This window comes from Flavobacterium panacis (assembly GCF_024649945.1).
GTDB classification, from domain to species: Bacteria; Bacteroidota; Bacteroidia; order Flavobacteriales; family Flavobacteriaceae; genus Flavobacterium; species Flavobacterium panacis.
This window is the reverse complement of record NZ_JANKMS010000004.1, coordinates 1-14,889: the sequence shown is the minus strand read 5'-3', so window position 1 is coordinate 14,889 and position 14,889 is coordinate 1. Positions and strand designations below refer to the sequence as shown.

The window sequence follows — 14,889 nt, the reverse complement described above, 5'->3', positions numbered from 1 at the left end:
TCTTATCATGTAAGAAAATAATCGCGTAGTTTTACTCGTCGTATAACCTAATAACAGTGCTCTTAGCTAAAAAACAAAAAAAAGAGGCTGAGAAATTAGCTTAGCTATTCTCAACCTCTTTTGGGGAAGTATTTTTTAGATTAATTTTTAAACTGAAAACGAATAAAAAACAATCGCATCTTTATTTTTTACTGCGTTACTAAAAGTTGCGGATACGGATTTGGTGTTTCATTTATCAATATAATTGGAACATTATCTTTCATGTTTACCAGCAACTTACTAAAAGCAGTATTAGATTGTAAATTACTATTTACATAAACACCTTGAGTCATTCCATACGTTCTAGCAACAGTTCCTCTAATTGTTGAATTAAGAATGTAGTTACTCATAATATAATGCACTGTAGAAGAAAATACTGGAATGTTATCTTGTAAAGTACAACCTTCCATAAAACTTCCTTGTCCTCTAATTATAGCATCTGTACTGGCATTATTATAGAAATTACAACTGTATAGCGATAAAGGAGAATCTCTTATAATATGAGGTCCTTTATGATTTGTAAAATCGCAATTGGCTGCTATAGGAAAATTATGTCCTGAGATATCAAAAGCTAAACTATTTCCATCAAACTTACAGTTGACCCATGCATTTAGATTATCTGCTCTAGTTGCTTTCATAGATATTGCAGTTCCGCAGTTTAAAAACTGTCCGTTGTAGAAAACAACTTTATCTACATATCCAGCGTCTTTAAAACTATATACTGGATTGGGATCCTGAAAGAATCCTATATTACAATTCACAAAACTTAAACTATCAAAAAAGCAATTGTCTAAACCAAAAATTCGATACAGATGAATACCATAGTTTTGATTTCTAAATACAACATATTTTAAATTTGTAAAAGCAATCATATCCATTTCATCAGGAGCATATACACCAACACTTCCACCTTGTAGGGTCAGATTCGAAAGCACAAAATTATTATCCCCTGTTGCAGACTCTGAAAGAGTTATTAAAGGAAAATCATCCTTTAGGCCCACAATTACAGTTTTTCCTGTTCCTGCCCCAATAATTCCTTTTGTTCCATCTACAGGCATTTTCAAGGTTGAGCTAATATAAAAAGTACCTTCTGGAAGTTCTGCAATACCTTTAGTATTTATTAAATTCTGGATATAACTAGTATTATCTGTTTTTCCTGATCTATCTGATGCCCAATTAGCCCCTAATGGATCTGGCAATGTTTCCCACGTTGTACGGCTGAATGGTGTATATTTTGTACCAACAATAGCTGTTGAAATAGCAGATGAACCTGAAATAGCCGTATTCTGAGCTGTCGCATTTAAAGTCACTTCTTTGTCAAGTCCAACTCCTCGAAAATGTGCTTTTAAGTCAAATCCTGTGACTGGCGAAGTGCTTCTTTTATAATTATCATGCTCTCCAACAAAATAAAGTACATTTGTTTTTCCTGCAACTGATGGCGCTCCGCTTGTTCCCTCTCCCTGAATAAGCTTATTAAAAAAGAATAAATTATTAGCTGTAATATCAAAAGTTGGAGTTTGAACAGCAGAATAACTGTTTCCTCCTCCAAAATCTGTAATCTTTACATTTCCCATATTCTGCATATACAACATAGGTTTAGTACCGGTACCGCTGAAATTCCAAGCTTCACTATCCAATCCGACAAAAGTCATCGACTGCAGATTATTAATATCTGTAGCATCACCAGCTGGCGTTAAAAAATTAGAATGTAAATGCACATTTCCATAACTTGGAGTTGTGCTGTTTCCTTTCATTACAAGCTGATTGGATGTACCATGTACCTGATGCTTTATGATTTTATTATTTCTAAAATATCCTGATGCACTACAATCAAATTGTATGGCACTCATTACATTAATAAATAAGTTGTTTTCGATTTGAGCATTGGTCGCTTTAATAGTAGCCCATTTAATTGACTTTAAAGTACAATTAGAAATAACTCCTCCTGCTTGAAAAGTTATCGTTTTACCATTTGGTAATAAATCCTGCAAAAGCACATTAGAACTTCCTGCTGCAATGGTGATATTGGAAACTGGACTTAAAGTAGAATATCCATATAATCTTTGATTGCTTTTCATCACAATATCAACTCCTGTATAATCTCCTTTTTCTAATCGTACAGAACCATACTTATCTAAAGCGGCTTGAATAGTAGCTTTTTGAGTTACTGGCAATAAATACGCATTGAAATATTCAATTTCTTCTTTTTGATTATTGACACCTGGAGTTACTGGCGGAGTAGTTTTCACAGGAGCTTCATCTATTGCATACTGATAGTTCTGAGAGAAAACTGCTGTTGAAAAGAGTAAAAAATAAATTAGATGTTTCATTGTCCTGAAATAATATAGGAATTTGTTCCTGTTTTTCTTAGAAACCCAAACCTCACATTTCCTGCAGTACTTGCAAATTTTGCACTTCCTGCAGCAGTATAATTAATAGCTACCCCAGAAGCAGCCTGAATAGTAAGTGTTGCACCGTTGTGAGCTTCTAAATTAATAGTTTCTCCTACAAGCATGTTCCCAAAATCAGCAGTTAAGGTTAAGGTAGATGATGTTGTACATTCTATTGTATTGTTTATGTCTGCAACAGCAATATTTCTTGAAGAAGTAAAGGAAACGATTGTCGCTCTCGCAGCTGTTGTGGTTGTCGAACCAGCTGTTTTGGCATACAATGCAAATGGCACGCTCAAAAGCTGAGTAACACCTGTGATATTATAATTTGTTCCTCCTTTTACATCTACTTGTGTTTCTATAAAATAAGGACCTTTGTCCCATGCAATTTTGCTAAATTCACCTGTAATAATTGTTCCGGTTCCAATTTCAAGAGAAACTAGGCCATTGGCGTTTGTATTTACAGAATGTGTTTCCTGATAAACATTAGTTCCTGTTGCAGTACCCTGATGTACTATAATCTTAAGACTAATTCTAGAATTAACAACCAAACTATTATCCTGTGCTCGAATAATTGCCTGATAACTCATTTTTTCAGGTGATTGTGCAAATACCTTGAACGTAATGGTCACAAACAATAATAAAAGGGTATATGCAAGTTTCATTAGATTTTTATTTTTTAATTTTTAATGATTTTAAATGATTTCAAAATTTGGCTGCCATTGTATACGACTAGTATATAAATAGACGGACTGAGATAATTGAAGCTGACTTGTGCTTCTGTCTGATTTATTACATTCTGTTTCAAAAGCCTGCCTTGTATATCATAAAGTTTATAGGATTTTTGCCCATCTAACTCTAATCCGGTCATACTTATGGTAACAAAATCAATTGTTGGATTTGGGAATGCAAATATTTCTGTAGTAGGTTTTTCGATATCTGGGGTTCCTAAGTTATCTTGATTTTCCTGATGCTGTATCCCTTGCGCTACGTTGTAAACAGATTCTACTCCTATATAGGTATAAAAAACTTGTCCAATAGAATAAGTTACTGTTCCAGAACTACCAGTTGCACTACTTCCAGAAGGAATTATAGTTTCCATAATTTCATGAGAACTAGGGGGATTGGCTTGGCAAATTCCTACAAAAGGAATCAATAACATAGTTACTATTAGTAGGTTTATATTTTTTAATTTCAGATACCTCACAGTCGTATTTTATTCTCTATTTTTTAATACTGCAAAAATATTTAATCTCAAAAAATAATCGATAAAAATAATTATAATTCCGATTAACTACCTGAAAAGCATTGTTTTAATAACTTTTTACTTACATTCAAAATGTTAAAATTATTTTTAAATTCTTAAAAAGAACTTAAAATATATCTATAGTATATTATTACTTTAAAGTGTAAAGATTAAATATTTTTGGCTTTGGTCTAAACAAATTTGTACTACTAAAATAACGTCTGTTTATTTTAGAAATTACATTGCGATAAACTTTTTATTTAATCTTCAATACAGGGCTGTATATTTTTTCTATTTCTCAATTATAAGGGGCTTTAATAATTGATCCTTCACTCCTAATCAACAAAAATGTACCTTGTTATTAGTCAAAGACATAGAGATTGCAAAATTAATTAAATATTTTACAATCTCTAAACATAACAGAACTTATTTTGACAAAAAACAAACTTTATTGAACGAAATTGTATTAAAAATCTAAAACTACTTCAAAAAATTCTTTATCATTTTTTTCATAAAACTTGCCTTATATAATTTAAAATATGCTGTTCATCGAGAATAATAGCTTTATATAGAATATGCAAGATTTACTGAAAAAAAATTCCTTTTTTTGATCAGCTTATTGAAGAATAAGCAATAAATACCATTTTAATACTGAGTCAAAATAAAAGCCAGAACCAATTAAAATTCTTACATCCAATTTATTGACAAAGCTGTTAATTGTAAAACAAAGAAGACAATTATCTATCACTAACAAACTAAATAACAAAACCTTACAGAAGATTCTGTTTTTAGTTTAACGCTGATTTTATCACATTATTTTGCTCAACTTTAATTTTAATTCCCTTAAAATGAAAAGACCTAATAAAAATAGTTTAGACAACGAGGTAAATTGGAAAAACATGAGTTATCCTCAAAATGCATTGCACGAGATTTTTACAAGACAAGCTGAAACAACTCCAGATTCACTAGCTCTTGAATTTGGAAATGAAAAATTCACCTATAAGGAATTGTCTGAGACCATAAATCAAATGGCAAATTATTTCTTAGATAAAGGTTTATGTCCTGGACAAATTGTAGCGGTATCTACGGAGCGAAACTCTAATTTAGTTGCTTCTCTTTTAGCGATTTTACAATGTGGAGCTGCTTACTTGCCATTAGATCCAAAATTTCCTGGCGAACGTTTAGAGTTTATGCTTGAAGATTCTGAAGCTAGTTTTTTATTAACGACTAAATCGCTTTCAACATCATTACCAAAAAGTTCTGCAACTATACATATAGAAGATGTATTGTCTTCACTTAACCAATATCCTAATTCACCTATATCTATAGAAGTTAGTAATACATCTGTTGCTTATATGATGTACACTTCGGGATCAACAGGAAAACCAAAGGGAGTAACTGTTACACATAAAAATTTAGTAAACTTTTTGTACAGTATGGCGATTGAGCCAGGTATTGATCCAGAAGATAAATTATTGTCTATTACTACAATTTCTTTTGATATCGCTGGTTTAGAATTATTTTTACCTTTACTAACAGGTGCTTCAGTAGTTTTTGCAGATTATGAAACTACCCGAGACGGACAACTTCTATTAAAACTTTTACAAGAAAAAGAAATCACAATATTACAGGCAACTCCTACTACATGGCAAATGTTGCTTGATTCGGGTTGGGAAAAACCATTAACTTTAAAAGCGCTTTGTGGAGGTGAAGCTATGCCGCTAAATCTTGCGCGACAACTAACTTCAAAATGTGAATCACTTTGGAACATGTACGGCCCAACTGAAACCACAATTTGGTCTGCTGTTAAAGAGATTAAAAGTGATGATGAATTGATTACAATTGGCTTTCCTATTGCTAATACTCAGATTTATTTATTAGACGAAAAGGGTCAAACTGTTGAATCTGGAACCGTTGGAGAAATTGTTATTGGCGGAAACGGAGTCGCAGAAGGTTACTGGAAACGTCCAGAACTTACTTCTGAAAAATTTATTGCTGATTCATTTTCAACAGATCCAAACGCCACTCTTTATCGTACAGGTGATTTGGGTAAATTATTGCCAAATGGAGAGTTACAGTGCTTAGGACGAATCGATCATCAGGTAAAAATTAGAGGTCATCGTATTGAATTGGGTGAAATTGAAGCTACTTTAAATACATTATCTGGGGTTAAACAATCTGCAGTTATTGTAAGCCGTCATCTTGGAAATGAAGATAAACTTGTAGCTTATCTAAAATCTGATGATCAATTACAGGATGAAAAACAAATTCATGATTCACTTTCTAAGGTGTTGCCAGAAATATTATTGCCTTCAAAATATATTTGGGTAGATGAATTCCCTATAACTCCAAACGGAAAAATTGATAAAAAGAATTTACCTGTTCCCGAATATAATCGACCTGATTCTGCTCCTCTTTTCAAAAAACCAACAACACAATTAGAAAAGGACATTGCTAAAATTTGGAGTGAAGAATTAAAAATAGCAAGTATTGGTATCGATGATGACTTTTTTGATATGGGAGGAAGTTCGGTTCTTGCCCAAAAAGTAACAACCTTGATGAGACAGCAGTTATCAAAAGAGGTACCTGTTTCAAAAATTTACATTCATCCAACAATTAGAGAATTAGCAATTACTTTAGAAGAAAGCAACAATGAAAATACAATTAAAGAAGACGTATTTTCATTTAAAAATACAAACAACCAAGCAAGCTCACAAGATATTGCCATAATTGGTATGGCAGGAAGATTTCCGGGCTCGGATACTATAGACGAGCTATGGGAAAATCTTAGAGATGGAAAAGAAACCATTTCTCTATTTACTAAAGAAGAATTAGACAGTAGTTTACCAGAAAGTCTTCGTAATGATCCTCTTTATATTGGCGCGAGAGGAATTCTTCCATCTGCAAAAACATTTGACGCCGCCTTCTTTGGATTAAATCCGCAACTTGCTGCTGCAATGGATCCTCAAATCAGAATATTTCTGGAGATTTCATACGAGGCATTAGAACAAGCTGGACATTTACCAAAACATTATAAAGGAAACATTGCTGTATATTCAGGCAGTGAAATCAATTCTTACTATGAAAATAACATCTTTTCAAACCAAGAATTAAAAAGTTCTGTAGGCGATTTACAAATCTACACCGTTAACGGAAAAGATTTTATTGCGCCTCGTACTTCGTATCACTTAAACCTTAAAGGACCATCTGTTAGTGTACATTCAGCTTGTTCAACTTCATTATTGGCAATAGCCGAAGCTGTAAAAGCAATAAGAACTGGAATGTGTGACATTGCCCTTGCTGGAGGATCAAGTGTAACGGCGCCAATAAATAGTGGACATCTTTATGATGATGGATTTATTAAAAGTCCTGACGGTTCTACCAGATCTTTTGATGCTTCTGGAAAAGGAACTGTTTTTAGTGACGGAGCCGGTGTAGTTGTCCTTAAAAGATTGGAAGAAGCAGAAAAAGATGGAGATATTATCTATGGAGTAATCAAAGGTGTTGGTGTAAACAATGACGGAGGTGACAAAGGAAGCTTCATGGCTCCAAGTCCAAAAGGACAAGCTGGTGCTATAATCAATGCTTTTAATGATGCACAAATATCACCTTCTACCATTAGTTATATGGAAGCTCATGGTACTGCCACTCCTATTGGCGATCCAATAGAAATTGAAGGTCTTAAAATAGCTTATGGCAAACAAGAGAAAAATAACTATTGTGCCTTAGGTTCTATTAAAAGTAATATGGGACATACTACAGCTGCCGCTGGTGTTGCAGGTGTAATTAAAGTCTTATTGGCTATGCGTTATAAAAAGATACCTCCAATGGTAAATTTTGAAAAACCAAATCCAAATATTGACTTTGACAATAGTCCTTTTTACGTCAACAATACTTTAATCGATTGGAATGCAGATGGAAAAAGAAGAGCTGGTGTAAGTTCATTTGGTATTGGAAGTACAAATGTTCATGCTATTATTGAAGAATATGAAGCTACTCCTGCCCCATCTTCAACTTCAAGGCCAGCACAACTCTTAATGTGGTCAGCAAAAAATCAAAACAGTTTACTAGGATACGAAAATGCTTTAGGTCATTTTATTGATAAATCAAGAGAGATTCCTTTGGCAGATATTGCTTATTCATTAAACATGACAAGAGATGATTTTAACCATAGAAGTTTTCTGATCTCAAACTCTACAGATGATGCTGCAGAAAAACTACTTTGTCTAAAAGCTAAAACCACTAAGTCTTCAGTTTTAAAAAGTTCTCCTTCAGAAATAGGTTTCCTATTTCCTGGACAAGGATCTCAATATGTACAGATGGGTAAAACACTTTACGAAAACGAAAAGGTATATCGTGAAGCCGTAGACAAATGTGCTGAATTATTAATGGACGATTTAAAGCTTGATATTCGAGATATCATATACCCAAAAGATGATTGTCCTGAAGCCGAAGAACAGTTAAAAAACACTCGATTAACACAACCATCTTTATTTGTCACAGAATATGCATTAGCCCAATTATGGATGAGCTGGGGAATAAAACCAACTTTTTTATGTGGTCATAGTATTGGTGAATTTGCCGCTGCACATTTGGCTGGCATCCTAAATTTAAAAGATGCATTGCACATCGTAACAGTTAGAGGAAAATTAATCAGTGAACTACCTGGCGGATCTATGCTGATTGTACGTGTTCCGATTGACCAACTAAATGAATTGCTACCAAGTACAATTTCGATTGCGGCTATAAATTCAACCCAATTCTGCGTTGTTTCAGGAACAAAAGAAGATATTGCAGCTTTCAATCAAGAATTAGATGCTAAAGAAATTCCAAATAAATTATTAAATACAAGTCATGCTTTTCATTCTTTTATGATGGAACCTATTTTAGAGGATTTCAAAAATGAATTAGAAAAAGTAAAACTTAACATTCCTAGATTACCAATTATTTCTACCGCTTCTGGAACATGGCTTACAGATACTGAAGCTACAAGTACAACATATTGGGTAAACCAACTTAAAAATACTGTTCGATTTGCAGACGCTATGGATACTGCTTTTGAGCTAGAGGATTTTATTTTACTAGAAGTTGGTCCAGGACAAACATTAACAACCTTGGCTCGTCAACAAGCGGCTGGAAAAATAATTCCTGTTTTTCCAAGTTTAAATTTTCCTAAGAATGAACAGGACAATGAATATTCTACCCTTTTAAATGCTTTGGGTGATCTATGGGCAAGAGGAGTAAATCCAGATTGGAAAGCTTTTTACAATGGAGAGCAAAGACAAAAAATTGAACTACCAAGTTACGTTTTTGACCGTAAACCTTGCTGGATTGAACCTTTAGGAGTTATTGAAACCGTAGCCATTCAAAAGCCTATCAATCTTGATTTTTCTTCAATTGATACTCAAAACAATGATAATGTAAGCACTAAAACAACCAATTCTAGAAAAGATTCTGTATTACTTAAGATTTCAGAGATCATAAAAAATGCTTCTGGAATAACTTATGAATTTGAAGCAATAGATAATACTTTCTTGGAATTAGGTTTGGATTCGCTATCCCTTACACAATTATCAGGGAAACTGAAAAAAGAGTTCGATTTACCAATAACTTTTAGACAACTTAATGAAGCATATTCTACACCATCACTTTTAGCTGATTATATTGAATCAAATCTTCCTGAAGAACAAATAGCTGAACCAATTACAGAACCTGAAGTAACTTCTGTTCAAACTATTAATTCAACCAGTATTCAATTATCATCCAATCAAAATCAGATTTCGTTAGAGCAAATTGTTCGTCAGATCCAACTTTTGAGTCAGAAAGTAGATCAATTGCAAAATTACCAGACTACTTCAGTTAATGGAAATGGTTCATTTACAAATTTAAAAGCGGAACATTTTGACTCCATTAAGCTTACTGAAAACACAGAAATAAATCATGCTAACGGACATATCAATGGAACTAATGGTTTTCTGAAAAAAGAACAGCTGCTTGATTCTTCAAAAGTTAACGACAAACAGCCTTCTGAAAAAAAATATACGATAAAAGCAGATGAACCACCAACAAAAGGCAGTAAACTAGGACGGGACGAAAATGGAAATCCAGCATGGTTTATTGAAGACCCTAATCAAAATGGAAATTTGATAAAGATCAAACTGTAAAAACAGACACACACAAGAGATAACTAATATTTTAAATTGTCATTTAAAAAACTGTTCAATCACATTTAAAATAGGAAAATAATGAAAAATCAACCTCAAATACAAACAGAAATGGAAACTGAAACTGAAATTCAATTTAATCCATTTTCCCCTGAAATCGAACGAGTAATCCATACTACTAATTCCCAACAGGAAATATGGTCAGATTGCATTTTTGGAGGCAGCGATGCAAACAAGGCTTATAACCTTTCAGTATCTATTAAATTCAAAGGCAACTTAGCAGTAGATATTTTCGAAACAGCACTAAATACTCTAGTACAACGTCATGAGGGTTTGCGAGCTGTTTTTAGTCCAGACGGGCGTTTTATGTGCATCTATAACGATTATAAAATCGAAATTTCGCATAATGATTTTTCTAACCTTTCTGTTATTGACAAAAAAAATGCAATAGACATATTAGTTAAAGAAGAGGTAAACAAACTTTTTGACCTTGTAAATGGTCCATTATTTAGAGTTAACCTACTTAAAATTGATAATTTTGAGCATCTTGCAACTTTAACAATCCATCACATTATTGGAGACGGATTAAGTATTGACGTTATTCTAGAAGAGCTTGGTACACTTTATTCTGCCTATTTCGAAAATGAAAAACCTCAATTACCAACTCCAGAACGTTTTAGCGAATTTGCCGAAAGGATAAATTCATTTATGGAAAGTAGTGAATATAAAACTCTAGAAGATTTTTGGATTAATATCTATAAAGAATCAGTTCCAACAATTGAATTACCACTAGACTACACAAGACCTGCTCTACGAACCTACAATAGTGACAGAATTGATTTTCCGTTAGACGACAGTATCATAAATGAATTAAAAAACATAGGTATAAATTCTGGATGCAGTCTGGTTACTACGCTATTGGCAGCATTTGAAGTTTTCTTATGCAAAACTACAGGGCAAAATGATTTAGTTGTTGGATTTCCTTCTTCAGGAAATACATTATACGATATGAGACAGCTGGTTGGCGATTGCGTTAACCTGCTTCCATTACGCAGTAAAATTACTCCTGACATTAGTTTTGCAGCATATTTAAAACAAAGAAATTCTGAATTGTTTGATGCGTACGAACATCAACAAGTTAGTTTTGGACATCTTTTAAAGAGCTTTGCCATTGCAAGAGATCCGTCTAGAATTCCTTTAGTACCAGTTATATTAACGGTTGATTTAGCAAGAACTATAGAAAATGATTTTTCATATACAGGTCTTACACATAGTTTTAATGCAAATCCAAGGCAATTTGGAACTTTTGAAATTCAACTTCATATTTTTAGAGCTAAAGATGGTCCTGAATTTCAATGGACCTACAACACAACACTCTTTAAACCAGAAACTATCAGTCAGATGATGACTTCGTTTGAAGGAATAATTAAAGATGTAATAGCTAACGCAAACGATCCACTATCTGATTTAATCGGAGGCAATTATCTAACAGATTACGCAGAGTTGAATAATACCGAAATGCCTTATCCAAATGTTACCTTAACGGAATTATTTAAAATACAGGCAGAAAAAACGCCCGAAAGCATTGCAGTAGAGTTTCACGATTCAAAAATGACTTATTTCGAAGTACAAGAAAAAGTAAACCAATATGCAAATTACTTAAAGGCACAAGGTATTCAATCGGGTGATTTTATCGCTGTTTCTTTCCCAAGAAGCCCTGAATTGCTTTATACATTGTTAGCCATTATGCAATGTGGAGCTGCTTATTTACCGTTAGATCCAGAATATCCAAAAGAACGTTTAGAATTCATGTTAAACGATTCATCCGCAAAAGTTTTACTAACTAGTAAAGAGGTGTTTGCATCCTTACCATCATGGTCACAAATGCTATTTATAGAAGACATTATCGAGTCATTAAATCAATATTCGACAGCACCACTTCCTTTTACTCTTAGCGCCGAAAACAATGCCTATATACTTTATACTTCAGGATCAACAGGTAATCCAAAAGGAGTACCTATCACTCATAAAAACTTAGTCAACTTTTTGTGCAGTATGGCTATCGAACCAGGTATAAAGCAAGATGACAGACTTCTTTCTATCACAACGATTTCGTTCGACATCGCAGGATTAGAATTATATCTACCTTTAATAAAAGGAGCAACATTAATTTTAGCCGATCATGAAACTGCCAGAGACGGTAGACTTTTACTTGATTTAGTAAAAAAAGAAAAAATAAACTTCTTACAAGCTACGCCAACAACTTGGTCGATGCTATTAGATTCTGGATGGTCTGAAAAATTGCCAATTAAAGCATTATGCGGTGGTGAGGCAATGCCAGTTGACCTAGCTAAAGAGCTTCTAAATAAATGCGACACACTCTGGAATGTTTATGGTCCGACAGAAACAACAATATGGTCTTCTTTAAAACAAATAAATGCCGATGATAAAACAATTACTATAGGTAAACCAATTGGAAATACACAAATTTATATTGTGGACGAACAAGGCCAACTTGTTCCACCAGGAAACATAGGAGAAATTACAATTGGAGGTGATGGTGTTGCCAAAGGTTACTGGAACAGACCTGAGTTGACAGCCGAAAAATTCATCAAAAATAAATTCTCCGACGACGAAAAAGAAATACTTTACCGAACAGGTGATTTAGGAAAATTACTCCCTAATAATGAAATAGAATGTTTAGGACGATTAGACCAACAAGTAAAAATTAGAGGACATCGTATTGAACCAGGTGAAGTAGAACAAGCTCTTCTTTCTCTAGAGGGTATAAAATCAGCTGTTGTACTGGCTGATGAAAATTTCCTTATTGCTCATATTGTACCAGATTCAGCAATAGAAGAAGCACAAACAAAAATTACGTTATGGCGTGAAAGTCTAGCTGCGAAATTACCAGCACAACTAATTCCACATGATTTTAATCTATTAGAAAAGATACCAACAACTCTAAATGGAAAAATAGACCGTAAAGCATTATCTCAATACAAAGTCAATAAAAAAATAACATATACCGCACCACGTACTGAAGAAGAAAATATAGTCGCAACTATTTGGAAAGAAAGTTTAAATATTGAAAACATTGACATTTTCAGTGACTTCTTCGAAATGGGTGGTCATTCAATCAAAGGTGTAAAGGTTATGATTGAGATAGAAAAACATACTGGTAAAAGAATTCCATTATCAGCATTGTTCAAATATTCTACAGTCGAAAAATTTGCTAAATTATTAAATACAGGTACAGAAATTTATTCCGATTGTTTAGTTCCGATAAAACCAACAGGAAACAAACCGCCTCTTTTTATAGTTCATGGCGCAGGACTCAATGTGCTAAATTTCATCAATCTTAGTAAACACTTTGATGAAGATCAGCCTGTTTATGGTATCCAAGGTACTAAACCAAAAGGTTTTGACGGATGGTATGAATCAATAGAAGCTATGGCCGCACACTATATAGATGCTATTATCAAGGTAAATCCGAAAGGCCCTTATGCATTAGCAGGTTTCTCTTTTGGCGGAATTGTTGCATTTGAAATGACACGACAACTAAAAGCACAAGGTAAAATAGTAAGTCTAACGGCATTATTAGATTCTTATTTAGATTCTTCTTATTACTATGGAAATTATCGACGAAAACAACTCGTTCGTTATATGGATGTCACTTATAGAAGATTAGATTTCTTAAAAGAAATGTTATTAAGCTGGAAAGCATTCAAAATGAGAATTAATGGAAAAAAAGAATACATTTTACAAAGACATTTTGGTAAGAAAAAAATAATGTCAGAACAAGAAGAACTTGCCCTTAAAGAATTCATAATAGCAGACGGTATGGTTAAAAAAATCGTAGATCGCTATCATCTTAAACCACAGAATTTTGAGGTAGATTTATTTAGATCAAAAGATGATGAAAACTACAAATTAGACCCAACTCACCTAGGCTGGAGAAAAGCTGCTTTAGGAGGTGTTATCGTTCATAATATTTCAGGAAATCATTTGGACATTGTAGCACCACCGAATGACATAGTATTAGCGAGATTAATTCAGGACATTTTAGATGAGAAGCATGAAAACATCTAAGCTATCTATTTCTTTTTCAAATGTAAAAAGTGCAGAATCGATCCCTGATAAAAAGTTTTTTTTAGACAGTAATGACATCATTATATATACTATTTATTTACCCGATTTCACTGATTTAAAATCTGAATTATCAAAATTTCTTAGCGACAAAGAAATAAAAAAGGCAAAGCGTTATTACAAGGAAACGGACACAAATCGTTTTATAACCTATAGAGCAATTTTAAAGTTTGTTTTAGCAGCTCATTCCAACTTACGTATAAAGGATGTATATTTTGATTATAATTTTAATAAAAAACCATACTTAATCTCTCATCCGTGGTTGCATTTTAATGTTTCCCATTCTGAAGACTTTGCAGCTATAGCAATATCGAGAAAAAAAGTAGGTTTGGATATTGAATATATGTCAAATGATTTCAAATTTACAACTCTTCTTCCTGATGTATTTGAAGATAATGAAGTGCTACAAATTCAAAATTCAGCAAATATAAAGCATGCGTTCTACACATCTTGGACACGTAAAGAAGCCTTTGTAAAAGCACTAGGAAAAGGAATTGATGAAGATTTTAAAAATCTACCCAGTTTAGACGGACAATATCATATAGATTCAACTCTCCTACGAAACACTCAAAACTGGCAGGTTTACAGTTTTGATTTTGCAGAAAACTATCTAGGAGCTGTAGCTTTCGAAGATCTGCCAGAAATTTCTAAAAACATAATGTTATATACCATTCCCAACAATATGGAAGAACTTCTTGAAATGACTCCCAAAAGAAACTAACCTAATTTTAGAGATAATTTTGATTATGGCGTTCCCCTGCGGGTCGTGCTGTGCGCTGTATCTTTTGCGGGATAAGGTTTCAGGGATAAAAAGAGGTTTTGTGCGCCCGCAAAAGGATGCCGCTCCCATCACTAACGCAGTCTTAGGTATATTTGAATGTTCTGTTTTCAGAAGCAGGAT

At 33.4% G+C, this 14,889-nt stretch carries 6 protein-coding genes; 3 read left to right on the top strand and 3 right to left on the bottom strand.

Annotation, left to right across the window (positions count from 1 at the left end; all coding sequences use genetic code 11):
• Positions 1–188: 188 nt before the first annotated feature.
• The 3 genes from NQQ59_RS10235 to NQQ59_RS10225 are packed head-to-tail and all read right to left on the bottom strand — an operon-like array spanning position 189 to position 3,531.
• A complete protein-coding gene (locus NQQ59_RS10235) occupies positions 189–2,369 on the bottom strand; it encodes a hypothetical protein (protein WP_144219044.1) in 2,181 nt (726 codons plus the stop codon).
• Positions 2,366–3,094, bottom strand: a complete 729-nt coding sequence (locus tag NQQ59_RS10230; RefSeq protein WP_144219043.1) for a hypothetical protein — start codon at positions 3,092–3,094, stop codon at positions 2,366–2,368. The genes NQQ59_RS10235 and NQQ59_RS10230 overlap by 4 nt, the downstream gene beginning before the upstream one ends.
• Before the next feature lie 14 nt (positions 3,095–3,108).
• On the bottom strand, positions 3,109–3,531 hold the full coding sequence (locus NQQ59_RS10225) for a T9SS type A sorting domain-containing protein (protein WP_186296636.1): 423 nt from the start codon (positions 3,529–3,531) through the stop codon (positions 3,109–3,111).
• A gap of 992 nt (positions 3,532–4,523) precedes the next feature.
• Between NQQ59_RS10225 and NQQ59_RS10220 the strand changes: the two genes are divergently transcribed.
• From NQQ59_RS10220 to NQQ59_RS10210, 3 genes are all read left to right on the top strand, one after another.
• Positions 4,524–9,839, top strand: coding sequence for a polyketide synthase (locus NQQ59_RS10220; RefSeq protein ID WP_144219041.1), 5,316 nt, complete (start codon positions 4,524–4,526; stop codon positions 9,837–9,839).
• Between the two features lie 81 nt (positions 9,840–9,920).
• The gene (locus NQQ59_RS10215) at positions 9,921–13,931 is read left to right on the top strand and encodes a non-ribosomal peptide synthetase (protein WP_144219040.1); all 4,011 of its coding nucleotides are present in this window, start codon (positions 9,921–9,923) and stop codon (positions 13,929–13,931) included.
• Positions 13,918–14,709 (top strand): 4'-phosphopantetheinyl transferase family protein, encoded by a 792-nt coding sequence (locus NQQ59_RS10210; RefSeq protein ID WP_186296635.1) that lies wholly within the window; start codon positions 13,918–13,920, stop codon positions 14,707–14,709. The genes NQQ59_RS10215 and NQQ59_RS10210 overlap by 14 nt, the downstream gene beginning before the upstream one ends.
• Positions 14,710–14,889 lie beyond the last annotated feature (180 nt).

What these genes read in the sequence shown, in the direction of transcription:
- NQQ59_RS10235 (WP_144219044.1), bottom strand. Translation starts at nt 2,369, where the DNA reads ATGAAACATCTAATTTATTTTTTACTCTTTTCAACAGCAGTTTTCTCT.
- NQQ59_RS10230 (WP_144219043.1), bottom strand. Translation starts at nt 3,094, where the DNA reads ATGAAACTTGCATATACCCTTTTATTATTGTTTGTGACCATTACGTTC.
- NQQ59_RS10225 (WP_186296636.1), bottom strand. Translation starts at nt 3,531, where the DNA reads ATGGAAACTATAATTCCTTCTGGAAGTAGTGCAACTGGTAGTTCTGGA.
- NQQ59_RS10220 (WP_144219041.1), top strand. Translation starts at nt 4,524, where the DNA reads ATGAAAAGACCTAATAAAAATAGTTTAGACAACGAGGTAAATTGGAAA.
- NQQ59_RS10215 (WP_144219040.1), top strand. Translation starts at nt 9,921, where the DNA reads ATGAAAAATCAACCTCAAATACAAACAGAAATGGAAACTGAAACTGAA.
- NQQ59_RS10210 (WP_186296635.1), top strand. Translation starts at nt 13,918, where the DNA reads ATGAAAACATCTAAGCTATCTATTTCTTTTTCAAATGTAAAAAGTGCA.